General features: G+C 62.1%; 26 protein-coding genes and 3 tRNA genes. 8 read left to right on the top strand and 21 right to left on the bottom strand.

Features of this window, described 5'->3' with window-relative positions; translation table 11 throughout:
- Nucleotides 1–176 precede the first annotated feature (176 nt).
- The 18 genes from MJ643_RS08100 to MJ643_RS08015 all read right to left on the bottom strand — a co-directional run bounded on the left by MJ643_RS08100 (nucleotide 177) and on the right by MJ643_RS08015 (nucleotide 13891).
- Nucleotides 177–252 (bottom strand) — tRNA-Lys (locus tag MJ643_RS08100).
- A gap of 60 nt (nucleotides 253–312) precedes the next feature.
- Nucleotides 313–987 carry a 7-cyano-7-deazaguanine synthase QueC gene (gene queC, locus MJ643_RS08095; protein WP_013973801.1) on the bottom strand — a complete coding sequence of 225 codons (675 nt, stop codon included), beginning with the start codon at nucleotides 985–987 and terminating at the stop codon, nucleotides 313–315.
- Nucleotides 988–1004: 17 nt separating this feature from the next.
- On the bottom strand, nucleotides 1005–1652 hold the full coding sequence (gene queE, locus MJ643_RS08090) for a 7-carboxy-7-deazaguanine synthase QueE (RefSeq protein WP_015271468.1): 648 nt from the start codon (nucleotides 1650–1652) through the stop codon (nucleotides 1005–1007).
- Nucleotides 1653–1812: 160 nt separating this feature from the next.
- Nucleotides 1813–2616: a tol-pal system protein YbgF gene (gene ybgF / locus MJ643_RS08085; protein WP_038410104.1), complete on the bottom strand. Its 804-nt coding sequence runs from the start codon at nucleotides 2614–2616 to the stop codon at nucleotides 1813–1815.
- A gap of 6 nt (nucleotides 2617–2622) precedes the next feature.
- A complete protein-coding gene (gene pal / locus MJ643_RS08080; protein ID WP_003254755.1) occupies nucleotides 2623–3123 on the bottom strand; it encodes a peptidoglycan-associated lipoprotein Pal in 501 nt (166 codons plus the stop codon).
- Between the two features lie 53 nt (nucleotides 3124–3176).
- Nucleotides 3177–4448 carry a Tol-Pal system beta propeller repeat protein TolB gene (gene tolB, locus MJ643_RS08075; RefSeq protein ID WP_038408273.1) on the bottom strand — a complete coding sequence of 424 codons (1272 nt, stop codon included), beginning with the start codon at nucleotides 4446–4448 and terminating at the stop codon, nucleotides 3177–3179.
- A 26-nt stretch (nucleotides 4449–4474) separates the two neighbouring features.
- Nucleotides 4475–5581, bottom strand: a complete 1107-nt coding sequence (tolA, locus tag MJ643_RS08070; protein ID WP_013973804.1) for a cell envelope integrity protein TolA — start codon at nucleotides 5579–5581, stop codon at nucleotides 4475–4477.
- On the bottom strand, nucleotides 5581–6033 hold the full coding sequence (gene tolR, locus MJ643_RS08065; RefSeq protein ID WP_003254760.1) for a protein TolR: 453 nt from the start codon (nucleotides 6031–6033) through the stop codon (nucleotides 5581–5583). The genes tolA and tolR overlap by 1 nt, the downstream gene beginning before the upstream one ends.
- Nucleotides 6034–6047: 14 nt before the next feature.
- Nucleotides 6048–6743 (bottom strand): protein TolQ, encoded by a 696-nt coding sequence (gene tolQ, locus MJ643_RS08060; RefSeq protein WP_015271471.1) that lies wholly within the window; start codon nucleotides 6741–6743, stop codon nucleotides 6048–6050.
- A gap of 2 nt (nucleotides 6744–6745) precedes the next feature.
- Nucleotides 6746–7198 carry a tol-pal system-associated acyl-CoA thioesterase gene (ybgC, locus tag MJ643_RS08055; RefSeq protein ID WP_023662944.1) on the bottom strand — a complete coding sequence of 151 codons (453 nt, stop codon included), beginning with the start codon at nucleotides 7196–7198 and terminating at the stop codon, nucleotides 6746–6748.
- Between the two features lie 125 nt (nucleotides 7199–7323).
- Nucleotides 7324–8370: a Holliday junction branch migration DNA helicase RuvB gene (gene ruvB / locus MJ643_RS08050; protein WP_004375289.1), complete on the bottom strand. Its 1047-nt coding sequence runs from the start codon at nucleotides 8368–8370 to the stop codon at nucleotides 7324–7326.
- Nucleotides 8367–8984 (bottom strand): Holliday junction branch migration protein RuvA, encoded by a 618-nt coding sequence (gene ruvA, locus MJ643_RS08045; protein WP_015271473.1) that lies wholly within the window; start codon nucleotides 8982–8984, stop codon nucleotides 8367–8369. The genes ruvB and ruvA overlap by 4 nt, the downstream gene beginning before the upstream one ends.
- Nucleotides 8985–9093: 109 nt before the next feature.
- Nucleotides 9094–9618: a crossover junction endodeoxyribonuclease RuvC gene (gene ruvC, locus MJ643_RS08040; protein WP_004375291.1), complete on the bottom strand. Its 525-nt coding sequence runs from the start codon at nucleotides 9616–9618 to the stop codon at nucleotides 9094–9096.
- A 185-nt stretch (nucleotides 9619–9803) separates the two neighbouring features.
- Nucleotides 9804–10550, bottom strand: a complete 747-nt coding sequence (locus tag MJ643_RS08035) for a YebC/PmpR family DNA-binding transcriptional regulator (protein ID WP_013973810.1) — start codon at nucleotides 10548–10550, stop codon at nucleotides 9804–9806.
- A gap of 114 nt (nucleotides 10551–10664) precedes the next feature.
- On the bottom strand, nucleotides 10665–12440 hold the full coding sequence (gene aspS / locus MJ643_RS08030) for an aspartate--tRNA ligase (RefSeq protein WP_013973811.1): 1776 nt from the start codon (nucleotides 12438–12440) through the stop codon (nucleotides 10665–10667).
- 95 nt (nucleotides 12441–12535) lie between these two features.
- Nucleotides 12536–12757 carry a zinc ribbon domain-containing protein gene (locus tag MJ643_RS08025; RefSeq protein ID WP_003254776.1) on the bottom strand — a complete coding sequence of 74 codons (222 nt, stop codon included), beginning with the start codon at nucleotides 12755–12757 and terminating at the stop codon, nucleotides 12536–12538.
- Between the two features lie 92 nt (nucleotides 12758–12849).
- Nucleotides 12850–13179: a ribbon-helix-helix domain-containing protein gene (locus MJ643_RS08020; protein ID WP_247726717.1), complete on the bottom strand. Its 330-nt coding sequence runs from the start codon at nucleotides 13177–13179 to the stop codon at nucleotides 12850–12852.
- A 238-nt stretch (nucleotides 13180–13417) separates the two neighbouring features.
- Entirely contained in the window at nucleotides 13418–13891 is a 474-nt protein-coding gene (locus MJ643_RS08015; protein WP_013973814.1) for a Dps family protein, read from the bottom strand.
- A 280-nt stretch (nucleotides 13892–14171) separates the two neighbouring features.
- Between MJ643_RS08015 and MJ643_RS31450 the strand changes: the two genes are divergently transcribed.
- Nucleotides 14172–14765, top strand: coding sequence for a cold shock domain-containing protein (locus tag MJ643_RS31450; protein ID WP_013973815.1), 594 nt, complete (start codon nucleotides 14172–14174; stop codon nucleotides 14763–14765).
- Between the two features lie 63 nt (nucleotides 14766–14828).
- Here MJ643_RS31450 and MJ643_RS08005 read toward each other — a convergent pair whose 3' ends face one another.
- Both MJ643_RS08005 and MJ643_RS08000 read right to left on the bottom strand, forming a co-directional pair.
- Complete coding sequence (locus MJ643_RS08005) at nucleotides 14829–15035, bottom strand: SlyX family protein (RefSeq protein WP_023661808.1); 207 nt, start codon at nucleotides 15033–15035, stop codon at nucleotides 14829–14831.
- A 1-nt stretch (nucleotide 15036) separates the two neighbouring features.
- Nucleotides 15037–15456, bottom strand: a complete 420-nt coding sequence (locus MJ643_RS08000) for an HIT domain-containing protein (RefSeq protein ID WP_013973817.1) — start codon at nucleotides 15454–15456, stop codon at nucleotides 15037–15039.
- Nucleotides 15457–16145: 689 nt separating this feature from the next.
- Between MJ643_RS08000 and MJ643_RS07995 the strand changes: the two genes are divergently transcribed.
- The 3 genes from MJ643_RS07995 to MJ643_RS07985 all read left to right on the top strand — a co-directional run bounded on the left by MJ643_RS07995 (nucleotide 16146) and on the right by MJ643_RS07985 (nucleotide 20263).
- Nucleotides 16146–17414: an OprD family porin gene (locus tag MJ643_RS07995; RefSeq protein ID WP_013973818.1), complete on the top strand. Its 1269-nt coding sequence runs from the start codon at nucleotides 16146–16148 to the stop codon at nucleotides 17412–17414.
- 159 nt (nucleotides 17415–17573) lie between these two features.
- Nucleotides 17574–19289: a proline--tRNA ligase gene (locus MJ643_RS07990; RefSeq protein WP_013973819.1), complete on the top strand. Its 1716-nt coding sequence runs from the start codon at nucleotides 17574–17576 to the stop codon at nucleotides 19287–19289.
- 20 nt (nucleotides 19290–19309) lie between these two features.
- A complete protein-coding gene (locus MJ643_RS07985; protein WP_023661807.1) occupies nucleotides 19310–20263 on the top strand; it encodes a hypothetical protein in 954 nt (317 codons plus the stop codon).
- A 26-nt stretch (nucleotides 20264–20289) separates the two neighbouring features.
- Here MJ643_RS07985 and dinB read toward each other — a convergent pair whose 3' ends face one another.
- Entirely contained in the window at nucleotides 20290–21348 is a 1059-nt protein-coding gene (gene dinB / locus MJ643_RS07980; RefSeq protein ID WP_162097116.1) for a DNA polymerase IV, read from the bottom strand.
- Nucleotides 21349–21567: 219 nt separating this feature from the next.
- On the opposite strand from dinB, the gene MJ643_RS07975 reads away from it, so the two are divergent.
- From MJ643_RS07975 to MJ643_RS07960, 4 genes are all read left to right on the top strand, one after another.
- Nucleotides 21568–21644, top strand: a tRNA-Met gene (locus MJ643_RS07975).
- A 134-nt stretch (nucleotides 21645–21778) separates the two neighbouring features.
- Nucleotides 21779–21855: transfer RNA gene (locus tag MJ643_RS07970), tRNA-Met, on the top strand.
- 258 nt (nucleotides 21856–22113) lie between these two features.
- Nucleotides 22114–24756: a bifunctional lysylphosphatidylglycerol flippase/synthetase MprF gene (gene mprF, locus MJ643_RS07965; protein WP_024087592.1), complete on the top strand. Its 2643-nt coding sequence runs from the start codon at nucleotides 22114–22116 to the stop codon at nucleotides 24754–24756.
- The gene (locus MJ643_RS07960; protein WP_013973823.1) at nucleotides 24756–26048 is read left to right on the top strand and encodes an AcvB/VirJ family lysyl-phosphatidylglycerol hydrolase; all 1293 of its coding nucleotides are present in this window, start codon (nucleotides 24756–24758) and stop codon (nucleotides 26046–26048) included. Before mprF ends, MJ643_RS07960 begins: the two co-directional genes overlap by 1 nt.
- Nucleotides 26049–26141 lie beyond the last annotated feature (93 nt).

Genomic DNA, 26141 nt, shown 5'->3' with positions numbered 1-26141 from the left:
ATCCCCTAAGTCATTGAGTTTTTTGGCCCAGGAACGAAAAAGCCCGCCATAAGTGGCGGGCTATTCCATATTGACATCACGCCGAAGCGAGCCTAAGGTTCGCTCCAGACGGCTGCAAGACTAGACATGGCTGTGGCAAGCCCCCCTCTCTAGCACTCACGAACCGCTGTGAATAATGGTGGGTCGTGTAGGATTCGAACCTACGACCAATTGGTTAAAAGCCAACTGCTCTACCAACTGAGCTAACGACCCGTTGGATGGCGCGTATAATACTGATTTCTAACGGGAAATCAACACCCCATCAAACTTTTTTCAAAAGTACCGCGTCGGGTCTTCGACACCAGCTGCCTTGAAGCCGTCGGCACGCAGGCGGCAGCTGTCGCATTTGCCGCAGGCACGGCCGTCATCGTCGGCCTGGTAGCAGGAAACGGTCAGGCTGTAGTCCACGCCGCGGGCCATACCGGCCTGCACGATCTGCGCCTTGCTCATGTTCTGCAGCGGCGCCTGAATGCGGAAGCCCTGCCCTTCGACGCCAGCCTTGGTCGCCAGGTTGGCCATGCGCTCGAAGGCTTCGACGAACTCGGGGCGGCAATCGGGGTAGCCGGAGTAATCCACGGCATTCACACCAATGAAGATGTCACGGGCTTCCAGCACCTCTGCCCAGCCCAGGGCCAGGGACAGGAACACGGTGTTGCGCGCTGGCACGTAGGTGACCGGGATGCCTTCACCCGGGGTTTCCGGCACGTCGATGCTGCTGTCGGTCAATGCCGAGCCACCGATGCCATCCAGGTTCAGGCCAATAACCTTGTGCTCGACCACGCCCAGGTCGCGGGCAACGCGGGCGGCGGCGTTCAGTTCGGCGCGGTGGCGCTGGCCGTAGTCGAAACTCATGGTGTAGCAGCTGTAGCCTTCGGCCTTGGCCATGGCGACCACGGTGGCCGAGTCCAGGCCGCCGGACAACAGGATTACTGCGCGTTTGTCGGTCATGTGTGCTTGCTCCTCAATCAACGTCCGGGTTCGTCGTTCCACAGCAGCTTGTGCAGCTGCAGCTGGAAGCGTACGGGCAGGTTGTCGGCGACGATCCAGTCCGCCAGCTCGCTGGCGTTCACCTGGTGGTGGCTGGGCGAGAACAACACCTCGCCGGCACGCTCGGCCAGGTTGTACTGGATCAGCTTGGAGACCGCCCAGTCATAGTCCTCACGGGAACAGATGACGAACTTGACCTGGTCGTTGCGGGTCAGCTGCTCGATGTTCTCGTAGCGGTTACGGTGCGACTCTTCGGAGCCTGGGGTCTTCAGGTCGACCACGCGGCTGACGCGGGTGTCGGTGCCGGCAATATCCAGCGCGCCGCTGGTTTCCAGCGACACCTCGTAACCGGCGTCACACAGGCGCTGCAACAGCGGCAAGGCGTTGGGCTGGGCCAATGGCTCGCCGCCGGTGACGCAAACGTAGCGCGGCTTGAAGCCGGCGACCTGCTCAAGGATCGAATCGAGGGTGCGAACGGTGCCGCCACTGAAGGCATAGGCACTGTCACAGTACTGGCAGCGCAGGGGGCAACCGGTGAGGCGCACGAATACCGTGGGCAACCCAGCCGTTCGCGTTTCACCCTGCAAAGAGTAAAAGACTTCGGTGATGCGTAATGTGTCTTGCATGCTCGCCACGGGCGTGACAGCTAAACAGGCTGCCCGCCTCCGTCAGGCACTGTCGCGGACTCGACATAGCGTTATCCGCAGCAGCGTGTTTACGAAAAAAGGGCATTGATTCTAACGAAAAAACCCGCGACAAGCGCGGGTTTCTTTCAAGCGGTACTGTTTAGAGCTTCTGCAGGTCACGCTGGGCCAGTTGCGCGGCCGAGGTGCCGGGGTACTGGGTGATGACCTGCTGCAGGATACCCTTGACCTTGTCGGTGTGGCCCATGCGGCGCTCGACGTCGGCCAGCTTGTACAGCGAATCCGGCACCTTGCTGTGCTTCGGATACTTCTGGCTGACCTGGGCGAAGGCCTGGCTGGCAGCCGGCAGGTCGCCCTTGGCCAGGTTCACTTCACCCAGCCAGTACTGGGCATTGCCGGCGTACTGGCTGTTGGGGTACTTGCGCAGGAAGGCGTTGAACGCCTGGCTGGCCTTGTTGAAGTCTTTCTGCTTGATCAGGTCGAAAGCGGCATCGTAGTAGAGCTTTTCTTTCGCCGGATCACCGGGCTCGCTACTGGCGGCCGGTTGTTGCGCAGCAGCACCTGCTGCATCGGGGGCGGCATTGGATGCACCACCACCGGAGGAATTGTCAGGGGTCGCGGCAGGCGCGGCGCCACTGTTGATGCGACGGTCCAGGTCCTGGTAACGCTCCAGGTTTTCCTGCTTCATGCGCGACACATCGTTCTGCAGCTCTTCGATGATGCCTTGCTGGCGGGAAAGCTGATCCTGCATCTGTTGCAGCTGCATGAACAGCTGGCCCTGTGCAGAGGCAGGGGCCGAAGCCCCTGACCCGGCATAGGCGCCGCTCGTGCCATAACCCGCAGGCGGATAGCTGCCTGCGTTGTCATCAACTACAGGGACCTCAGCCCAGGCCGCAAGCGGCAGGCTGAGTGCGAGGACGGTTACTACACGGCGGCCCATACGCATAAGAACTTACTTACGCAGTTCTACGCGACGGTTCTGAGCCCAGGACTGCTCGTCGTTGCCAGTGGCAACCGGACGCTCTTCACCGTAGGAGACCAGTTCCAGCTGAGCAGGGGAAACGCCCTGCAGAACCAGGTAACGCTGAACGGCCTTGGCACGACGCTCACCCAGAGCCATGTTGTACTCGCGGGTGCCGCGCTCGTCGGTGTTGCCTTCCAGGACAACGCGGTTGCCGTTGGCTTTCAGGTCCTTGGCGTGAACGTCCAGGGCGCGCATGGCTTCTGGCTTCAGGTCCGAGCTGTCGTATTCGAAGTAGAAGGTGGTGATTGCGCGCAGGGCAGCTTCTTCGCTCAGGGAGCCGTCAACAGCGCCAGTGTTGGCACCGTAGCCAGCGTTCGGATCTACAGCAGCGCCTTCGCCTGCGTTGTCACCGCCCTTCGAGGAGCAACCTACAGCTACGGCCATGGCCAGAGCCAGCGCAGCAAATTTACCAAACTTCAGCATTTCCATCGTGAAACTCCTAATGAAACCCCAGTGTGTTAAGCAAAAGTATTACGCCGCAATCAGTTCAGGTAAGGGGACCAGGACGGTTCTCTGACTTCGCCTTGAGCGGTAGGAAGTGGGAGCCTCACGCGGCCATTAAGCGACACGAGCATCAAGACTCCCCGGCCCTGCTGGCGGGTGGCGTAGATTAGCATGGTGCCGTTTGGCGCAACAGTGGGAGACTCATCAAGACTCGTTTCAGAGAGAATCTTTACACTTCCGCGTTGCAAATCCTGGGCCGCAACTTTGAAGTTGGTGAAGCCCTGCTGGCGATGGATCATCACCAGGGTCTTTTCGTCCGCCGACAGTTTCGGGTTGGCGTTGTAGTTACCCACGAAAGTTACACGCTCGGCACCACCGCCACCGACCGACTGCTTGTAGATCTGCGGCTTGCCGCCACGGTCGGAGGTGAAGTACAGGGTGTTGCCATCCTTGCCCCAGAACGGCTCGGTGTTGATGCCCGGGCCAGCGGTGACACGGCTGATCTGGCGCGAAGCCACGTTCATCACGTAGATGTCCGGGTTGCCGTCCTTCGACAGCACGAACGCCAGGCGCGTGCCATCCGGCGACCAGGCTGGCGCACCGTTCAGGCCTTCGAAGTTGGTGACCTGCTCGCGGCGACCGGTATCGATGTGCTGGACGAAGATGCGCGGACGCTTCTGCTCGAACGAGACATAGGCGATGCGCTTGCCATCCGGTGCAAAGCGTGGCGACAGGATCGGCTCGCGCGATTGCAGCAGGGTGACCGCGCGTGCACCGTCGTAGTCCGAACGCTGCAGGGTATAGCGGGTGTTGTTGGTGGAGAAGCGCTCGGCCGTCACGTACAGCATGCGGGTGGAGAAAGCACCCTTGATGCCGGTGAGCTTCTCGAACGACTGGTCGGCAATGTAGTGGGCCATGTCGCGCAGCTGGTCGACGCTGCCCGCCACGCTACCGGTCAGCACTTGCTGCTCGGTGGCGACGTTGAACAGCGCGTACTGCACCTGCAGGCGACCGCCCGACGGCACGATGCTGCCAACCATCACGTACTGCGCACCCAGCGCTTTCCAGTCACGGAAGATCACTTCGCTGGCCTGCGACGGCTGGCTGATCATGTTCTGCCGCGGAATCGGCGAGTAGTAGCCGGAGTTGCGCAGGTCGTTGCCGATGATGTCGGCCATGTCTTCCGGCAGCACGCTGCCGCCCTGCAGACCGAACGGCACTACCGCGATGGGCGTGGCCCGGTCGCTGCCGCTGGTGACCAGGATGTTCTTTTCCTCTGCCACGGCCATGCCTGCCACGCAGCACAGCATGACCAGCAGTCCTCTCAGACGTTTAATCACAACGCTAGATCCTCAGGTGTAAATGTCATCTTGAACGAACGATATTGGTTGAAATCGCTCGGCTTCATACCCTGCATCTCGGTCAGACGACCGATGTTCTTCACTGCTGCCACCGCCGAGCTGTCGTACGGGCCGTCACCACTGGACCGGGCCACGCTGACGCTGGTGATGGTACCGTCCGGCAACATGTTGATCTGCAGGACCACCGTCATGCCCTTGCGCGCGGAAGGCGGACGAGCCCAGCCCTCGGCCGCGCGCATGCGGATCAGGTCGTCGAAGTCGCCGGCCACCTGGTCACCCTGCTCGTCGGCCAGCGCCTGCTGCCGTTCGGTGGTGTCGGACAACAGCTCGGCCAGGGCCTGGGCTTTCTTGTCTTCCGCCGCCTTGCGGGCCGCTTCCTGTGCCTTTTTCTTCTGGGCATCTGCAGCGGCCTTTTTCTTGGCCTCTTCAGCTGCCTTCTTCTTCGCTTCCTCGGCTACCGCTTTCTTCTTGGCGTCCTCGGCTGCTTTCTTCTTGGCCTCTTCGGCCGCCTTTTTCTTGGCGTCCTCGGCGGCTTGTTTCTTCGCCTCTTCAGCGGCCTCTTTCTTGGCCTCTTCTTCGGCTTTTTTCTTTTCTTCCTCGGCCTTCTTCTTGGCGATGTCGGCCTGCTGCTTCTCGGCAGCCTTCTTCGCCTCTTCGGCCTTCTTGGCTTCGGCGGCTTTCTTGGCCTCGGCGGCCTTGGCGGCCTCGGCAGCTGCCTCGGCTTTCTTGGCTTCGGCGGCCTCGCGGGCCTCCTCGGCCTTTTGAGCAGCGTCGGCTTTCTTTTGTTCCGCGGCCTTCACGGCCTCCTGCTCGACCTTCTTCTGTTCCAGCTGCTCGACTTCGGTCTGGCGCGAAGCGGTTTTCTTCGCTTCCCCGGCAATCTTCTGATTGGTCTGGGTGGTCGCCTGGCTCTTGGACTTGAGCTGGTACAGGGTAGCCTGGACGATCGGCTTGGATGGCGGCAGCTCAGGCGTCATGGCAAAACTGACGAACAGCAGGGCGAACACCAGCACATGCAGGCCGATGGCCCAGATACTGGGCCAGAAGTAGCTTTCCGAGGCGGATGGCTCTCGCTGTTGCATCAGGGCGCCTCGGTAATCAGGCCAACGTTACCGACACCGGCCTTCTGCAACCCGCCCATGGCACCCATGACCGCGCCATAGTCGACAGCCTTGTCGCCACGAATGAACACCTGGGTCTGCTTGCCCTGGTCACGGCCGGCGGCAATGATCTTGGTCACCGCGTCGGTCATGGCTGGCAAGGTCATGGCCTTGTCCATCTGCTTGTCGGTATCGACTTCGCTGCCGAGGTTCCAGTAGTAGGTCTTGTCGGCCTTGATGGAGATGGTGAGGATCTGGACGTTGTTGTCCTGCGGCAAGGCTTCACTGGAAACCTTGGGCAGGTCTACCTTGACGCCCTGGTTGAGCATGGGCGCCGTCACCATGAAGATGACCAGCAGTACCAGCATCACGTCGATGTAGGGCACCACGTTCATCTCGGCGACGGGCTTGCGTTTGTGGCGAACTCGGGCCATGGGCTTCTACCTGATTACTCTTCGCTGGTGTGCACTTTGCGGTGCAGGATCGCCTGGAACTCGTCGGCGAAGGTGTAGTAACGGCCGATCAGCACTTCGCTGCGCGCCGAGAAGCGGTTATAGGCGATGACCGCCGGAATTGCCGCGAACAGGCCGATGGCGGTGGCGATCAGCGCTTCGGCGATACCCGGGGCAACCGTGGCCAGGGTGGCCTGCTGGGCACTGGCCAGGCCGCGGAAGGAGTTCATGATGCCCCATACGGTACCGAACAGGCCGATGTACGGGCTGGTAGAACCGACGGTGGCCAGGAACGGCAGGCTCTGCTCGAGTTTTTCTTCCTCGCGCGAGATGGCTACGCGCATGGCACGGGCAACGCCCTCCATGACCGCGTCCGGGTCAACGCCCGGCTGCTGGCGCAGGCGCGAGAATTCCTTGAAGCCGGCACGGAAGACCTGCTCGACACCGGAATCCGGGTCTGGGTTGCTGCCTGCCTGACGGTACAGCTTGGACAGGTCGATGCCCGACCAGAAGCGCTCCTCGAAGGCATCCAGCGCACGACGACCGGCGCGCAGCATGGTGCTGCGCTGGAAGATCATGACCCATGAGGTGACCGAGGCGGCCACCAGGGTCAGCATTACCAGCTGTACCAGCACACTGGCATTGCTGACCAGACTCCACATGGAGGTATGGTCGACGACGTTAGCTTCCACGCTTATTCTCCTGCATTCGATTGAGTACCCGAGCCGTCCGCCACAAAGGCGTCACGCAGCTCCGGGGGTATGGCTCGGGGTTTGAAAGTGTCGGCGCGCACGGCGGCCACCAGGAACTGCCCTTCGCAGAGCAGCGTTTCATCCTTTTCCCGCCAGACCTGCTGCACGAAGCGCAGGCTGGCGCGATTGAGTTCAAGTACTTGCGCGGTCACCCGCAGCTCGTCGTCCAGGCGCGCCGGCGCGTGATAGCGCGCTTCGCTGGAGTGGACCACGAACAGCAGGTTGTCTTTGGCCAACTGCGCCTGGGAAAAGCCCAGGTGCCGCAGCCGCTCGGTACGCGCGCGCTCCATGAATTTCAGGTAATTGACGTAATACACCACGCCACCGGCATCGGTATCTTCGTAATAGACTCGACAACGGTGTGCGAACGGTTCCAGGCCATTTTGCGCGCGCATACTCTAGTGCTTACTCCTCAGCTTGCCAATCCGCTGTGGCAACTGTTTTTTCTTCATTAATGTCTTATTGCCAGCGCACCCTCGGCATGCCAGCGGTAGGACCACGAAAAGCCGTTTTCGATCTGTCACTCATCGCCCGTTTCGGAAAAATCCCCACCCTCCCCCAGGCGCCCGGGCACGTTCAGGCCGAAGTGCAGGTAGGCATGTCGGGTGACCACGCGGCCGCGCGGCGTGCGCATGATGTAGCCTTGCTGGATCAGGTACGGCTCGAGCACGTCCTCGATGGTGTGGCGCTCTTCACTGATGGCTGCCGCCAGGTTGTCCACGCCGACCGGGCCACCGTCGAACTTCTCGATCATGGTCAGCAGCAGGCGGCGGTCGGAGTGGTCAAAACCGCGCTCGTCGACGTCCAGCAGGTTCAGCGCCATGTCGGCCACGGCCTTGGTGATCTGGCCCTTGCCGCGCACTTCGGCGTAGTCGCGCACGCGGCGCAGCAGGCGGTTGGCGATACGTGGCGTGCCGCGGGCGCGACGGGCGATCTCGTAGGCACCCTGGTCTTCGATGGCCAGGCCGAGGATGCCGGCGGAACGGCTGACGATGGTGGCCAGGTCCTTGTCGCTGTAGAACTCCAGACGCTGGACGATACCGAAACGGTCCCGCAGCGGGTTGGTGAGCATGCCGGCACGGGTGGTGGCACCGACCAGGGTGAACGGCGGCAGGTCAAGCTTGATCGAACGGGCCGCAGGCCCTTCGCCGATCATGATGTCGAGCTGGAAGTCCTCCATCGCCGGGTACAGCACCTCTTCGACGACCGGTGACAACCGGTGGATCTCGTCGATGAACAGCACGTCGTGCGGTTCGAGGTTGGTCAGCATGGCCGCGAGGTCGCCCGGGCGCTCGAGGATAGGCCCCGAGGTACTCTTGACCGACACGCCCATTTCCTGGGCAATGATGTTGGCCAAGGTGGTCTTGCCCAGGCCGGGCGGACCGAAGATCAGCGTATGGTCGAGCGACTCGCTGCGGCCACGGGCGGCCTGGATGAACAGCGCCATCTGCTCGCGCACCACCGGCTGGCCGATGTACTCGTCCAGCCGCAGCGGGCGGATCGCACGGTCCTGGACTTCTTCACGGTCGCGGCCACTGGCGGCGATCAGGCGGTCGGCTTCGATCACTTGGTAATCATCCCTTTCAGGCTGCGGCGGATCAGCTCCTCACTGCTCAGGCCGGCCTTGTCCTTGATCGCGGCAATCGCCTTGCTGGCTTCCTGCGGCTTGTAGCCCAGGGAAACCAGGGCGCTGACGGCATCGGCTTCGGCCGTGGATGCGCTGGCGACCGGCAGCGGCCCGTCGGAGACCAGGGTGAACATGGCCGGGGACGTTTCCCAAGCCTTGAAACGGTCCTTGAGCTCGACCAGCAGGCGTTCGGCGGTTTTCTTGCCAACACCGGGCACGCGCACCAGGGCCGAGGTGTCCTGAGCCTGCACGCAGCGCACCAGCTCGTCCACTTCCAGCCCGGACATCAGCGCCAGGGCCAGCTTCGGCCCTACCCCATTCAAACGGATGAGTTCGCGGAACAGCTCGCGCTCACGCTTTTCGGCAAAACCGTAGAGCAGGTGAGCATCCTCGCGCACCACCAGGTGGGTGTGCACGGTTACGGGTTCGCCCACCTTGGGCAGACGGTACAGCGTGGTCATGGGAACTTCCAGTTCGTAACCTACGCCGTTGACGTCGATAATCAGGTGCGGCGGCTGTTTTTCCGCCAGGGTGCCGCGCAAACGTCCAATCACGTTCCGATCCTTCCTCTCGGGGAGCCGGTCAAAGACCGCTCAACCCTATCAGCAAATGCAGCGGGTGAACGCATCACCCGAACAAAATATGTATCAGCGCATGAAGCGCCTACAGACGCAAGCGCCCACCGCGCCGCCGTGCCGTGGCCAGGCCATGCGGCACCAGGCTGGAACGGGTGTGGGCGTGGCACAGGGCGATGGCCAGGGCGTCGGAGGCGTCGATCTGCGGCTTCTGCGTCAGTTTCAGCAGGTGCATGACCATCATCATCACCTGCTCCTTGTTCGCCCCACCGGTACCGGCTACCGCCTGCTTGACCTGGGTGGCGCTGTATTCGGCGATTTCCAGGCCGGCTTCGGCGGCGGCGACGATGGCTGCGCCACGGGCCTGGCCGAGCTTGAGCGCCGAGTCGGCGTTACGGGCCATGAACACCCGCTCGATGCCCATGGTTACCGGGCCGTGCTGGGCGATGATTTCACCCACGCCACGAAAAACGATCTGCAACCGCTCGTGCAGCTCGCCGCTGCCGGTGCGGATGCAGCCCGACGCCACGTACTCGCAACCACGGGCGGTCTGGCGTACCACGCCATAGCCGGTGATGCGCGAGCCGGGGTCGATACCAAGAATCAGAGTCATAGAGCCTGTCGAAAAATTGATGCATCTCTGCAAACTGTACCGGCCCTTTCGCGGGTAAACCCGCTCCCACAGGTACTGCACCGACTCTGAATGTGGTGCAGTACCTGTGGGAGCGGGTTTACCCGCGAAAGGGCCGGTACAGGCGCTGACAAACTTGAAGAACTGGCATGGATCGCCAGGACACCTTAGCCGAGGTTTTCCATGATCTCATCGGAAATCTGGGCATTGGAGTAGACGTTCTGCACGTCATCCAGGTCTTCGAGCATGTCGATCAGCTTGAGTACTTTCTCGGCACCGTCCTGGTCGAGTTCGGCGCTGGTGGTCGGCTGCATGACGATTTCAGCGTCAGCGGCCTTGAAGCCCGCCTCTTCCAGGGCATTGCGCACGGCGTAGAAGCTGTTGAACGAGGTGAACACGTCGAACGAGCCGTCGTCGTTGGCCACCACGTCGTCGGCATCGGCTTCCATCGCCGCTTCCATCAGCGCGTCTTCTTCCACGCCCGGAGCAAAGCTGATCTGCCCCTTGCGCTCGAACAGGTAGGCCACCGAACCGTCGGTGCCCAGGTTGCCACCACACTTGGTGAAGGCATGACGCACGGCGGCGGCAGTACGGTTGCGGTTGTCGGTCATGGCCTCGACCATGATCGCCACGCCACCCGGGCCGTAACCTTCGTAACTGAGCTCTTCGACGTTGTCGCTTTCGTTGGTGCCGGCACCACGGGCCACGGCACGATCGATGATGTCGCGGCTCATGTTGGCACCCAAGGCCTTGTCCAGCGCCAAACGCAGGCGCGGGTTGGATGCCGGGTCAGCACCACCCTGCTTGGCAGCGACTGTCAGTTCGCGGATCCACTTGGTGAAAATCTTGCCTCTCTTGGCATCCTGGCGCTCTTTGCGGTGCTTGATGTTCGCCCACTTGGAATGACCAGCCATAACGACTCCGAATCCTTTGAATCACAAACAGCCCCGCCCCTGTAGGGGGCGGGACGGGAAATTGCCTGCGCCGGAACGCAAAGGCGCATCCATGTGGATGCGCCCGGGGACTGCTTACTCGACCTTGGTCTGTTCGCGCAGTCGGATGTGCAGCTCGCGCAGGGCCTTGGCGTCGACCAGGCCAGGGGCCTGGGTCATGACGCACGCGGCGCTCTGGGTTTTCGGGAAGGCGATCACTTCACGAATCGACTGGGCTCCGGTCATCAGCATGACCAGGCGGTCCAGGCCGAAGGCCAGGCCACCGTGAGGCGGTGCACCGAACTTCAGGGCGTCGAGCAGGAAGCCGAACTTCTCTTCCTGTTCTGCCGCTTCGATGCCCAGCAGGCGGAACACGGCCTGTTGCATCTCTTTACGGTGGATACGGATCGAACCGCCACCCAGCTCGGTACCGTTCAGGACCATGTCGTAGGCACGGGACAGGGCCACGGCCGGGTTGGCCTCGAGCTCGTCCGGGGTGCACTTCGGCGCGGTGAACGGGTGGTGCAGCGCGGTGAAGCTGCCGTCCTCGTTCTCTTCGAACATCGGGAAGTCGACCACCCACATCGGTGCCCACTCGCAGGTCAGCAGCTCGAAGTCGTGGCCCAGGCGGATACGCAGCGCGCCCAGGGCTTCGCTGACCACCTTGAACTTGTCGGCACCAAAGAACACGATGTCGCCATCAACGGCGCCAACGCGGTCGAGGATGGTGTTGAGGTTGGCCTCGGGGATGTTCTTGACAATCGGCGACTGCAGGCCTTCGACACCCTTGGCGCGCTCGTTGACCTTGATGTAGGCCAGGCCCTTGGCACCGTAGATACCGACGAACTTGGTGTACTCGTCGATCTTGCTGCGTGGCATGCTGGCGCCGCCAGGCAAGCGCAGGGCGGTAACGCGGCACTTCGGATCGTTGGCCGGGCCGGCGAACACCTTGAAGTCGACATCCTTGAGCTGGTCGGCAACGTCGACCAGTTCCAGCGGGATACGCAGGTCCGGTTTGTCGGAGCCGTAGCGGCGCATGGCTTCTTCGAAGGTCATGTGCGGGAATTCGCCGAATTCCAGGTCCAGCACTTCCTTGAACAGCTTGCGGATCATGCTTTCGGTCAGGCCCATGATCTCGCTTTCATCGAGGAAGCTGGTCTCGATGTCGATCTGGGTGAATTCCGGCTGGCGGTCGGCACGCAGGTCTTCGTCACGGAAGCACTTGGCGATCTGGTAGTAGCGGTCGAAGCCGGCGACCATCAGCAGCTGCTTGAACAGCTGCGGCGACTGCGGCAGGGCGAAGAAGCTGCCGGCGTGGGTACGGCTAGGCACCAGGTAGTCACGCGCGCCTTCCGGGGTGGCACGGGTCAGGATCGGCGTCTCGACGTCAAGGAAGCCGTTTTCGTCGAGGAAGCGACGGATGCTGCTGGTGATACGCGAACGCAGGCGCAGCTTGTCGGCCATTTCCGGGCGACGCAGGTCGATGAAACGGTAGCGCAGGCGGGTTTCCTCGCCGACGTCGGAGTACTCGTTCAGCGGGAACGGTGGGGTTTCCGCTTCGTTGAGCACGTTCAGCTGGTAGCCGAGGATCTCGATGGCGCCGGAAGCCATGTTGGCATTCACCGCACCTTCAGGGCGCTTGCGGACCTTGCCGGTGATCTGCACGACGTATTCGCTGCGCACGCGGTCGGCAGCGGCGAAGGTTTCGGCGCGATCCGGGTCGAACACGACCTGGGCCATGCCTTCGCGGTCACGGATGTCGAGGAAGATCACCCCGCCGTGGTCGCGGCGACGATGGACCCAGCCGCAAAGGGTGACTTCCTGGCCGTCCAGGCTCTCGTTCAGTTGGCCGCAATAATGGCTGCGCATCATGATGGTGGTTTCGCTTCTCGTGATTCGTGTATTCGGTGGAGGCCTTGGCCGCCCGGAGAGGGCTAATACTGCAAGACCCGGTCACAGCATTCAACTCAGTCGGCCTTGTCGCCGCCTGCCAGATTCTTTTTCGCCCCGGTCTTGAAGTCGGTTTCGTACCAACCGTTACCGCTCAGGCGGAAGCCTGGCACCGACAGCAGCTTCTTCAGCGCCGGCGCCTGGCAGGCCGGGCAATCGGTCAGCGGCGCGGCGCTGATCTTCTGCAGCACTTCCATGCGGTGCTCGCAGGATGCACATTGATAGTCATAAAGGGGCATGGGTGTCTCTCGTCAACCACAACGCTGGCTGCCGGGGCAGCAAAAAGCGGGATTATATATGGTTAACAAGCACTGCGCAGCCCGCCAGGCGATCAGCGCACACTTGGCGGGTCCAGCAGCCAGGCGACGCAGATCACCCGGATCAGCCCGCTGAAGTTGCGCACCCCGCCTTGTCGCAGGTGCACCTCACGGTCCACGTAGGACAGGACCGCACTGACCGAGCAGCGGTTGGCCGCGGCGATGCGCTCCAGGATACCCCAGTAGACGGCCTCCAGCCGCAGGCAGGTGGAAAAGCCGTTGAGCCGCGCCGAGCGTGACACGGGCTGGGTCTGCAACATGTCGAAATCCGCCTTGAACGGGTCGATGCACTGTTTACCCGGCCAACGCCCTTGGCCAGCCACACGTTTGCTTGCTTGCATCATGCGCCACACTTCCTCGTCACAGGTACCAGGTGGCCTATGAAGCGCTGATGGGCGAGCTTAAAGCAGCGGCAAAATCTTCCTGCACAAATTGCGCAGGGTCTGTAGGAGCGGCCTTGTGTCGCGATGGGCTGCGAAGCAGCCCCAGGGTTTGAGTGCAATTGCACAAATTGCTGGGGCTGCTTCGCAGCCCATCGCGACACAAGGCCGCTCCTACAAGGGCCGATACAGCGTTGGGTATCTACTTGCCGTCGAGCAGCACCCGCAGCATCCAGGCGGTCTTCTCGTGCACCTGCATGCGCTGGGTCAGCAGGTCGGCGGTAGGCTCGTCACTGACCTTGTCCACCACCGGGAAGATGCTGCGCGCGGTACGCACCACGGCTTCCTGGCCCTGCACCAGCTGGCGGATCATCTCGTCGGCATGCGGCACCCCTTCCTCCTCTTTGATCGAGGAATGCCGCGCATAAAATGCATAAGACCCCGGTGCCGGGAAGCCCAGGGCGCGGATGCGCTCGGCAATCGAGTCGACCGCCAGCGCCAGTTCGTTGTACTGCTCTTCGAACATCAGGTGCAGAGTGCGGAACGACGGACCGGTGACGTTCCAGTGGAAGTTATGGGTTTTCAGATACAACACGTAGGTATCCGACAACAGGCGGGACAGCCCATCGACGATGGACTTGCGATCTTCTTCACTGATACCGATATCAATTGCCATGAAGTTCCCCTTTCCATAAGGCGTGAGACCCAAGCGGGTGCCGACCACTGTAGCAACACTTGGTCTGCGCCGCATGTGACATGGCGCAACACATCGCCCCTCGGGGACAGCGGTTTGAGTAGCCTGCGGCTTTACTGTTAAATAGGCATGGTGCCACCCGTGCGGATTGCCATTTGCCGGGTGCATAGGCTGGCCTGCCGCGTGTTCGCGCTCTACACCTCATGCGCACCGTGCTGCCAGCTCTTCCTGTGATCGGCCTTATCAACTGTGAGCCAACCCCATGTTCAAGATCGTCCATCTGGTGACAGGCGTGGCAGCCTTGCTGCTATCGCTCATGCCCAGCCTGAAAACCGATGCGTTACCCTTCCTGCAACAACCCGACGCGGTCTATCTCGCCCTGCTCGGACTGCTCAACCTCGTCCTGGCCCCCGTCGTGCCACTTTACTACCGCGGCGCGCGGCAACAACTGCAGCACCTGGCCTGCGCCCTGCTGGTGGTGGCTGTGGTGCTGCAGACCCTGACACTGCTGGCCCGCCCGGAAATGGGCAACCTGGCCGCACTGGTCTGCGCAGCGCTGGCCGTGGCCGTGCACCTGGCCGTGGGCTTTGCCCGCAGCCCCCGCAAGGCACGCACCAACCAGCACGCGGCGCAGGATGGTGGCAGTCGTGATACCGGCACCGTGAAATGGTTCAACACATCCAAAGGCTTCGGCTTCATCTCCCGCGACTCGGGCGATGATATCTTCGTGCACTTTCGCGCCATTCGTGGCGAAGGCCACCGCATCCTGGTGGAAGGCCAGCGCGTGGAGTTTTCCGTGATGCACCGCGACAAGGGCCTGCAGGCCGAGGATGTGGTCGCGGTAACCCGCCGCTGATCCAACTTGCAGAAACCACCCCCTGCAGGAGCGGGCATGCCCGCTCCTGCAGGGGTTCAGGTATCAATAATGAGGCGGTGGCGCCTCTTCCCCTTCGCTGCCGTACTGGCCAACCATCTCATCGTAACGTTTGATCAGCTCGGCCATCTGCAACTGCAGCCGCTCGATCACCCGCCCCTGCTCGACAACCACATCATTCAGCGCCTGAATGGTGTCATCCTGAAACGCCTGGCGGGTTTCCAGTTCGACCACTCGTGATTCAAGCGACATGTCAGATCTCCTGGTAACCGGCGAGATGCAGCCCGCGCAGGCGCTGGCGAATGGCTTGCACCTGGTCGTCGGTGTAGGCCACCGCCGGGCACTTGCCCCACACCGGTGCCGGCCAGGCGGCGTCGTCGCGCTGGCGCACGATCACGTGCATGTGCAACTGGCTGACCACATTACCCAAGGTAGCCACGTTCATCTTGTCGGCGCTGTAGCTGGCTTTCAGCGCTTCGGCCAGGCCGGTGGTTTCCTGCCACAACTGCTGCTGCTCCGCAGCATCGAGCTCGAACAGCTCGCTGATGCCGGCGCGCTTGGGCACCAGTATGAACCATGGATAGTTGGCATCCTTGCTCAGCAGCAACTGGCACAGCGCAAACTCCCCCAGCACCAGCGAATCCTGCTGCAAACGCGAATCGAGGACGAACACGGCAAATCTCCTTCAGGCAGAACCAACCCGCTTCACGCGGAAAACAGGCCTGCAAGGATACCCTGCACGTTCCCGGTAACACAGCGCTACTTTTCGCACCAAAATGAGGCCACCGATACCCCTCGCACCACACTTGTCACCCCGCGGGTGACGCTGCATGAACAAGTTGCGGTAACACATTGACTTTCATGACAGCTTTTCAATTTTAACGATTCTTGACTGTGCTACCGCATCAGGCGCCTCCCGCCCCGTGTTTACGGCACTTTCCGACCCCCGGTAGCAGGTTTTGTGAAAATTTCATGAAGCGTTGTGAATTTTGAGCACGCTTGTTGCATTCCTTTCACGCCAAGTCGGCACGACACCTGCATCGGCGGGTGAACGCGACAAATAACAACAGCGACAGTGGTTACCAGGGAGTTTCCCAACCGGAATCGGTAGTTACAGATTCTTTACGGTGAAAGAAGCAGCGCTGGTGTTGACGGCCCTTAAACCGGGGCGTGATTTGCGACATGGAACTACCTAGAAGCGACATGGTGAAAAAGTTCCGAAAAGGATGCTTATACCCATATCGCCAAGAACAGTCAGCGTGCTATACATTTTCGCCGACATAACAAGAAAGAGCTGCCCCATATAACTAGAACACTTGGACGCAGCGGTACTCTTCCTAAAAACCAAAGGAGCAAATCACGATGCGCGTGATGAAGTGGAGCATGATCGCCCTGGCCGTTGCGGCAGGGACCTCGCAGTTGGCATTGGCCTCTTCCCAGGACGAGTCCAAAGGTTTCATCGAAGACAGCAAGCTGAACGTCAAGACCCGCATGCTGTACTTCAGCCGTGACTTCCGTAACAACCCAGCCGGCACCCAGAGCCGTCGTGAAGAAACCGGCTTGGGCTTCCTCGGCACCTTCGAGTCCGGCTTCACCCAGGGCACCGTGGGTGTGGGTGTCGATGCCATCGGCATGCTCGGCCTGAAACTGGACAGCGGCAAGGGCCGCGCCGGTACCGGCCTGTTCCCTACCGGCTCTGACGGCCGTTCGCAGGATGACTACTCCAAAGCCGGCGGCGCGGTTAAATTCCGCATCTCCGACACCGTGCTGAAAGTGGGTGACCAGTTCACCGCTCTGCCGGTCTTCGCCACCGACGACAGCCGCCTGCTGCCGGAAATTGCCCAAGGCACCCTGATCACCAGCAACGAGATCGAGGGCCTGACCCTGCACGCTGGTCATTTCACCAGCCTGACCGCCCAGGAGCAGACCAACCGCGACAGCTTCGGCCTGAAGGAAGCCAACGTGGTAGGTGGTACCTACGCCTTCACCGACAACCTCAGCACCAGCCTGTACTACTCGAAGGTTGAAGACTACTGGCGCAAATACTACGCCAACGTCAACTGGGCGCTGCCGATCTCGGACAAACAAGGCCTTGTGTTCGACTTCAACATCTATGACACCAAGAGCGAAGGCTCGGCCGAGTACCGCGCATTCGATGGCGACAAGCTGGACAACCGCGCGTTCAGCCTGTCGGGCGCCTACAACATTGGCGCTCACACCTTCACCCTGGCCTACCAGAAAGTCACCGGCGACGGCGACTACGGCTATGGCATCGACGGTGGCGGCACCATCTTCCTGGCCAACTCCGTGGCCCGTTCCGACTTCAACGCCGAAGACGAGAAGTCCTGGCAGGCTCGCTACGACCTGAACTTCGCCGAATACGGCATCCCGGGCCTGACCTTCATGACCCGTTATGTACGCGGTACCGACGCCAACGTCGCCGGCACCAGCAACGGCAAGGAATGGGAACGCGACGTCGACATCAAGTACGTGCTGCAAAGCGGCCCGGCAAAAGACCTGAGCTTCCGCGTGCGTCAAGCCACCTATCGCTCTTCCGATGGCGTCTACTACGATTCCCCATCGATCGACGAACTGCGCCTGATCGTGGAGTACCCGCTGAGCATCCTGTAAGCCTGGCTTGCAGTGCCCCGCACTTGAAAAAGCCCGGCGATCACGCCGGGCTTTTTCTTGGCTGACAAGCGTCACGCCCTGGGGCATCCTGTACGCCTTCGTTTCGCCCCCGTACAATGCGGGTCATTTCAATGTCTTAGGCAATCGACACGGCTCACCATGCGCACCAGTCAATATTTGCTCGCCACCCAGAAAGAAACCCCTGCCGACGCAGTGGTCATCAGCCATCAGCTCATGCTGCGTGCCGGCATGATCCGCAAACTGGCCTCTGGCCTGTACACCTGGCTGCCGATGGGCTTGCGGGTGATGCGCAAGGTCGAGGCCGTGGTGCGTGAGGAAATGAACGCCGCCGGCGCCCTGGAAGTGCTGATGCCCAGCATCCAGCCCGCCGAACTGTGGCAGGAATCCGGCCGCTGGGAACAGTATGGCCCCGAGCTGCTGCGCCTGAAGGATCGCCACCAGCGCGACTTCTGCGTCGGCCCGACCCACGAGGAAGTGATCACCGACCTGGCCCGCAACGAGCTGTCCAGCTATAAACAGCTGCCGCTCAACATGTACCAGATCCAGACCAAGTTCCGTGACGAGATCCGCCCGCGCTTCGGCCTGATGCGCGGTCGCGAGTTCATCATGAAGGACGCCTACTCGTTCCATGCCGACCAGGCTTCCCTGCAGGAAACCTACGACCGCATGCACCAGGCGTATAGCAACGTGTTCACCCGCCTGGGCCTGGACTTCCGCCCGGTTCAGGCCGACACCGGCTCCATCGGTGGCAGCTATTCGCACGAGTTCCACGTACTGGCCGAGTCCGGCGAAGACGACGTGATCTTCAGCGACAGCTCCGACTACGCCGCCAACATCGAGAAGGCAGAGGCCATCCCGCGTGAAACCGTGCGCCCCGCCCCTACCGAGGAGCTGCGCCTGGTCGACACGCCGAACGCCAAGACCATCGCCCAGCTGGTGGAAAACTTCGGCCTGCCGATCGAGAAAACCGTCAAGACCCTGATCGTGCGCGGCGCCGAAGAAGGCAAGCTGGTAGCACTGATCGTGCGTGGCGACCATGAGCTCAACGAAATCAAGGCGGCCAAGCTGGAACAGGTTGCCGACCCGCTGGTCATGGCCACCGACGCCGAACTGCGCGAGGCCATTGGTGCCGGCGCCGGCTCGCTCGGCCCGCTGAATCTGCCGCTGGAAATCGTCATTGACCGCTCGGTTGCCCTGATGAGCGACTTCGGCATTGGCGCCAACATCGACGACAAGCACTACTTCGGCGTGAACTGGGAGCGCGACCTGCCGGTTCCACAGGTCGCCGACCTGCGTAACGTGGTCGAAGGCGACCCGAGCCCGGACGGCCAGGGTACCCTGGTGATCAAGCGCGGCATCGAAGTGGGCCACATCTTCCAGCTCGGCACCAAGTACAGCGAGGCGCTGAAGTGCCAGGTGCTGGGCGAGAACGGCAAGCCGGTAACCCTGTCCATGGGCTGCTACGGCATCGGTGTGTCCCGCGTGGTCGCAGCTGCCATCGAGCAGAGCTACGACGAAAAGGGCATCATCTGGAACGACGCCCTGGCCCCGTTCCAGATCGCTCTGGTACCGCTGCGCTACGAAACCGAGGTGGTTCGCGAGGCGACCGACAAGCTGTATGCCGAGCTGACCGCTGCCGGCTACGAAGTGCTGCTGGACGACCGTGACAAGAAGACCAGCCCAGGCATCAAGTTTGCCGACATGGAGCTGATCGGCATCCCGCACCGCATCGTCGTCAGCGATCGCGGCCTGGCCGAAGGCAACCTGGAGTACAAGCACCGCACCGAGCAGGACGCCCAGTCGTTGCCGCTCGATGAAGTGCTGACCTTCTTGCAGGCCCGCGTTCGCCGCTGATAACCAATGCACGAGTGATCATGTTCAAGCGAAGTACCTTTCCCCTGGGGGGCGCCGCACTGTGCGGCGCCCTGCTCGTCAGCGGCTGCGCCAACCAGATGTCCCAGCGCAGCGACCACGAGGAGCGCGTCGAGCGCAAACTGCTCGAGCACACCCTGCAGATCGATGTCGGCGAGCCGAAGGTGATGGAGCTTCCGCAACGACGTGTGCGCGTGCATGAGCAGAAGCGCTTCGAAGTCACCGAATTCGAAGTCACCCGCAGCTATGACCGCTATACGCCTTACCAGCCCTGGCGGGAGATCTACGAGATCCCGCTGGGTGCGGTGGCCGTGGTGGCAGGCGTGGGTGCCAACGTGGTCAATGTCTTCGCCCTGGGCAACCTCCCGGAAAGCATCACCCACGACTGGCTCAGCTACGGCGTGGACGGGCTCAACCCGTTCATGAACGTGCCGTCCAACGGCCGTGCCCAGCAGAACCTGGCCGGGATCAGCGAAGTGCAGAAAGGCAAGCGCGAGGAATCTACCAGCGTGCCCTGGAGCGAACGCCTGGTCGAGGTCAAGGCCGGCAAGATGACCCACGAGCTGACCACCGACAGGAACGGCGTGCTGCGCCTGAACCTGCTCGACAGCCCGTTCTCCGAGCAGAACCTCAACCACATCGGTACCCTGCACCTGCAGGTGCTGGACGAGGACAACGCGGTACGTGGCGATGCCAGCCTGCTCGTCAGCGCCACCCTGCGCAACAAACTGCTCGAGGCCCATGAACTGATCTTCGATGACCTCGAAGATGACGATGTCGGCCAATGGGTTCACCGGGTCAAGCGCTTGTCCGAACTCGGCCTGGAAGAAGAAGCCAGTGAAATGGAACAGAGCCTGATCGAACTGACCCGCAACGATCCGGAGTTGCAGCAGGAGTTTCTGCAGTCGCTGACCAAGGCCACTGGCCGGTTGGTGGCCGACCCGGGCGCGCAGTAACACGTTGGGGCTGCCATGCAGCCCCTTCATTTCGGCGGGAACAGCTCCAACTGCTCATGCGCCCCGCGCAAGTCGCGCAACCTCACGCCTACCCCCAGCAAGCGCACCGGCTTGCCACCACGGGCAAACGCCTGCCCCAGCAATTGGCGATAACTCTCCAGGTCCCTGCCTGCCCCCGCCTGCTCCATGGTGGTCTGGCTGAAGTCATGGAACTTGACCTTGACGAAGGGTTTTTCCGGCCGGTAACTGCTGTCCATGCGGGCGATACGCTCGTTCAGGCTCTCCAGAAGTTCGGGCAGCCGTGCCAGGCAACTGGCCAGGTCCGGCAGGTCGGTGTCGTAGGTGTTTTCCACGCTGACCGACTGCCGGCGACTGTCATTGTGCACGGCACGCTCATCGACACCCCGTGCCAGCCCCCACAAACGCTCGCCAAAGCTGCCGAACTCGCGCACCAGCGCCAGACGCGACCATTCGCGCAGCTCCAGGCAGGTTTCGATACCCAACCGCGCCAGCTTGTCTGCCGTTACCTTGCCCACCCCGTGCAACCTAGCCACCGGCAGGGCGGCGACGAATGCCTCCACTTCGCCCGGGGTAATCACGAACAGGCCATTGGGCTTGCGCCAGTCACTGGCGATCTTGGCCAGGAACTTGTTTGGCGCCACACCGGCCGAGACAGTGATATGCAGGGTGCGGGCGACACGGCGGCGGATATCCTCGGCAATGCGCGTGGCGCTGCCCGAGTACCACTGGCTGTCACTTACATCCAGGTAGGCCTCGTCCAGCGACAGCGGCTCGATCAGCTCGGTGTAGTCACGGAAGATCGTGTGGATTTCCCGCGAGGCTTCACGGTAGGCCTCGAAGCGCGGCTTGACGATCAGCAGGTCCGGGCACAGCTTCAGCGCGTGCCGCGACGACATGGCCGAACGCACGCCGTAGGCGCGCGCTTCATAGTTGCAGGTGGCGATCACCCCACGGCGGTCGGTCGAGCCCCCCACCGCCATGGGCCGCCCGGCCAGGCGCGGGTCGTCACGCATTTCGATCGCGGCATAGAAGCAATCGCAGTCGACGTGGATGATCTTGCGCAAGGACATGGATGACCGTCAGCACTGTAAATTCATACAGATAGTATCGCATGCGCCCTCGGGTATGCAGCCTGTGCGCAACATTGCTCGATAATCGGCCTGAAAGCCCCGTCGCGCCTGAGCTGCGAGCCATATACAGGCGCTAAGAGTTTGAACAAGAAAGGTTTTTTCAGAAAAAAGCTTGACACCCGCGGGTAAATCCGTAGAATTCGATCTCACAGGCGCGGGATGGAGCAGCCTGGTAGCTCGTCGGGCTCATAACCCGAAGGTCGTCGGTTCAAATCCGGCTCCCGCAACCAGATTCGAGAAAAGGCCACTGTTAACACAGTGGCCTTTTTCTTTTGCGTCAAATTATGCGCTGATAGAAATTTCAAAAAAATCAACGACTAGCGCTTGACACCCTTTCTGGAAACTGTAGAATGCGCACCACTGACGCGGGATGGAGCAGCCTGGTAGCTCGTCGGGCTCATAACCCGAAGGTCGTCGGTTCAAATCCGGCTCCCGCAACCATATTCGTCAGAACAAACCCCGCCTGTGTAACAGCAGCGCGGGGTTTGTTGCTTCTCCCCTCCTGCTTTTCGCCCCCAAATTTTCCCGTCCTACAGCCAACCCGCAGGCTTGAGAGGTCGTGCCCAGGATGAACTATCTTTAACCCTGCCAGACCGCTGAAAACGCTCGAGGCCGGAGTAACATTGGATACGTTTTTCTAAGGGACTTTCACTTGGCCATACCTTTCCCTCACCTCGCGCTGCACGCCCGGGGAAATCCATGACTTCCCACAATCCCGAATCCCCGGTGCCGCTTGCCACAAAGCTGCCTGGCGCCGTACAACGTCTGCCCTTGCTGGAACGCATGAGCCGTTACCGCCAGCCCATCGGCCTGGTAGTGACCCTGGTGTTGTTCACCATGGCCTTGGTCGCCTGTCGCCACCTGTTGAGCGAGTTGGACATCTATGCCTTGCACGATGCCATGCTCAGCGTGCCGACCCAGTCTTTACTTGGCGCCTTGCTGGCAACCGTGCTCGGTTTCGTGATCCTGCTCGGTTACGAGTGGTCGGCCAGCCGCTATGCCGGCGTGAAACTGCCCGCGAGCAGCCTGGTGCTGGGCGGCTTCAGCGCCTTTGCCATAGGTAACGCCATCGGCCTGTCGATGCTTTCGGGCGGTTCGGTGCGCTATCGCCTGTATGCACGCCAAGGGGTTGGCGCAGGTGAAGTTGCACGGATGACCGTTTTTGCCAGCCTGTCACTGGGCTGCGCGCTACCGCCTCTGGCCGCCTTGGCGACCTTGAGCGACCTGCCGGCGGCCTCGGCCGCACTGGGTTTGGCGCCTGGCTTGCTGGCAGGTATCGCCACAGCCGTGCTGCTGGTGTGCAGCGTGCTGGTTTTCGGTCTATACCGCCGGCGTCTGGCTGAACAACCATTGGCCAACAACCTGCTGGTACAACTGGGCCGCCGCACGCTGCGCCTGCCCGGCGCACGCCTGGCGGCCCTGCAATTGCTGATCACCGCACTGGATGTCGCCGCTGCCGCCACCGTGCTGTATCTGCTACTGCCCGAAGCACCGCCATTCGGTGCCTTTATCCTGGTGTACCTGCTGGCCTTGGCCGCAGGTGTGCTCAGCCACGTACCGGGCGGCGTCGGGGTATTCGAAGCCATACTACTGGCGGCTTTTGCCGACCAACTTGGCGCGGCGCCGCTGGCAGCGGCACTGCTGCTGTATCGGCTGATCTACGTGGTGCTGCCGCTGCTGCTGGCCTGCGCGCTGCTACTGGCCAACGAGGCCCGGCGCCTGCTGTTCGCGCAACAGGCTATCAAGGCCGCTTCCGGGCTGGCGGCACCGATCCTTTCGATCCTGGTATTCCTGTCCGGGGTGGTGCTGCTGTTCTCCGGTGCCACGCCCGAAATCGACACCCGCCTGGAGCACATGGGTTTCCTGGTTCCGCACCGCCTGATCGATGCTTCGCATTTTGGCGCCAGCCTGATCGGCGTGCTGTGCCTGCTTCTGGCACAAGGCCTGCGCCGGCGCCTGTCCGCCGCCTGGCTACTGACCACCGTGCTGTTGTTGGTCGGTGCCCTGCTGTCGCTGCTCAAGGGCTTCGATTGGGAAGAGGCCTGCTTGCTGACCCTGACTGCCGCCCTGCTCGCCCTGTTCCGCCGTTCCTTCTACCGCCCCAGCCGCCTGCTCGAATTGCCATTCTCGCCGGTGTTTCTGGTAGCCAGCGCCTGTGTGGTCGGCGCATCGGTTTGGTTGTTGCTGTTCGCCTATCAGGATGTTCCCTACAGCCATCAGTTGTGGTGGCAGTTCACCCTCGATGCCGATGCCCCGCGTGGCCTGCGCGCCGCCATGGGCAGCGCCTTGCTGCTGGCGGCCGTGGCCCTGACTTGGCTGCTGCGTACCGCACCGCCGGTGATCCACTTGCCAGACGAAGAAGAGCTGCTGCGTGCCAACCGCATTCTGCTGGCATCCGACCAGCCAGATGGCGGCCTGGCGCTGACCGGTGACAAGGCGCTGCTGTTCCACCCTGGCAACAACGCCTTCCTCATGTACGCCCGTCGCGGTCGCAGCTTGGTGGCCCTGTACGACCCGATCGGCCCGGCCCAGGAGCGCGCCGAGATGATCTGGCAGTTCCGCGACCTGTGCGACCTGCACCATGCCCGCCCGGTGTTCTATCAGGTGCGCGCCGAGAACCTGCCGTTCTACATGGACATCGGCCTGACCGCGCTGAAGCTGGGTGAAGAAGCCCGGGTCGACTTGCGCCGTTTCGATCTCGAAGCCAAGGGCAAGGAAATGAAGGACCTACGCTACACCTGGAACCGTGGCGGCCGTGACGGCCTGAGCCTGGAAATCCACGAACCCGGTCATGCCCCGCTGGCAGAGCTGAAGGAAATTTCCGACGCCTGGCTTGGCGGCAAGAACGTGCGCGAGAAAGGCTTCTCGCTGGGGCGCTTCAGCCCTGAATACCTGCAGCATTTTCGCATTGCCCTGATCCGCTTCCAGGGCCGCCCGGTGGCTTTCGCCAACCTGCTGGAAACCCATGGCAAGGAACTGGCCAGCCTTGACCTGATGCGTGCGCACCCCGAGGCCCCGAAGCTGACCATGGAATTCATGATGATCGGCCTGATCTTGCACTACAAAAGCCATGACTACGCCCGCTTCAGCCTGGGCATGGTGCCGCTTTCCGGTCTGCAGCCGCGGCGTGGCGCGCCCTTGACCCAGCGCCTGGGCTCGATGGTGTTCCGCCGTGGCGAGCAGTTGTACAACTTCCAGGGGCTTCGACGCTTCAAGGACAAGTTCCAACCGGACTGGGAACCCCGTTACATGGCCGTGCCGGCCGGGCTCGACCCGCTGGTGGCACTGGCTGACACCGCCGCCCTGATCGCAGGCGGCCTGACTGGATTGGTGAAACGTTGATGATCCGACGCTTTTGGCTGTACCTGCTGGTTCCCCTGCTGTTGGCCGCCCTGGGAGGCGCGCTGGCGTTCTGGCTATGGACGCGCCCGGCTCCCGAGGCACGCCTGGAACAACTGAGCATCAATGACACCCACATTACCCGTGTGACCCCAGCCGTGCACCCCAAGGCCCGGGTGGCCATCGGCGTACCCCAGGACCAGGCGCTGACCGACAGGCAGCTGCTGGACCTGGCTCAGGCTGGCGAAGCGCAAGTGGTGCAGGTGATCCTGCCGCCCAATGACTGCAGCAAACAACAACAGGCCCTGGACCAGGCCTTGGGCCAGTTACCGGAGAAGCCGACCCTGGTTGCCGGTATCGGCCCTGGCGCCGCCCAGGCCTGGCGCTGGCTGGCCAGCCAGAACAACGACAAGGCGCGGGCGATTTCCGTGGGCTTCAGCCTGGAACAGCCGGGCTGCCAGACAGCGCTGCCGAAGTCGGCCGCCCACGGCCACTGGAACGTCGCCTGGAACGACAACCCGGATGACGCCAGCGCCGCCTTCGTGCGCGACCAGGCCAATGCCGAAACCAGCATCAGTGACTACGACATCCACCTGCCACAAGTGCTCAAGGCCCAACTGACCCAGGCCCTGGTCGGCCACGACGGCAATGCCCTGGCCATTCCGGTAGTCGAGGTGCCAGCCGGGCAGACCACCGACACGGTCACCCTGTTCCTTTCCGGTGATGGCGGCTGGCGAGACCTGGACCGCGACGTGGCCGGGGAAATGGCCAAGCTTGGTTACCCGGTGGTCGGCATCGACACGCTGCGCTACTACTGGCAACACAAGACCCCGGAACAAAGCGCCGCCGACCTGTCCGAGCTGATGCAGCACTACAGACAGAAGTGGGGCACCAAGCGCTTCGTGCTGACCGGCTATTCGTTCGGTGCCGACGTCCTGCCGGCGATCTACAACCGCCTGCCGGCCGAGGACCAGCAGCGTATCGACGCGGTGATGCTGCTGGCATTTGCCCGCAGCGGCAGCTTCGAGATCGAAGTCGAGGGCTGGCTGGGCAAGGAAGGCCAGGAAGCGCCAACCGGGCCGGAAATGGCCAAACTGCCGGCGTCCAAGGTGGTGTGTGTGTATGGCGTGGAAGAAACCGACGAGAGCGGTTGCACCGACAAGACTGCGGTGGGTGAACGCCTGAAGCTGCCAGGGGGGCATCACTTTGACGAAAACTACCCGGCACTGGCCAAGCGCCTGATCGGTGAGATCGAGACGCGCCAGGGCAAGTCGAGTGTGGCTGAGCAGAACTGATAAGGCTTGCGGCCCATTCGCGGGTAAACCCGCTCCCACAGGTACAGCGCAAGCTTTGAAAGCTATGCGCTCCCTGTGGGAGCGGGTACTGCC

Origin of the sequence: Pseudomonas sp. PNPG3 (assembly GCF_023093815.1) — a bacterium.
GTDB classification, from domain to species: domain Bacteria; phylum Pseudomonadota; class Gammaproteobacteria; order Pseudomonadales; family Pseudomonadaceae; genus Aquipseudomonas; species Aquipseudomonas asiatica.
The sequence above is the reverse complement of the archived record's forward strand: the minus strand, read 5'-3'. Positions and strand labels throughout refer to the sequence as shown.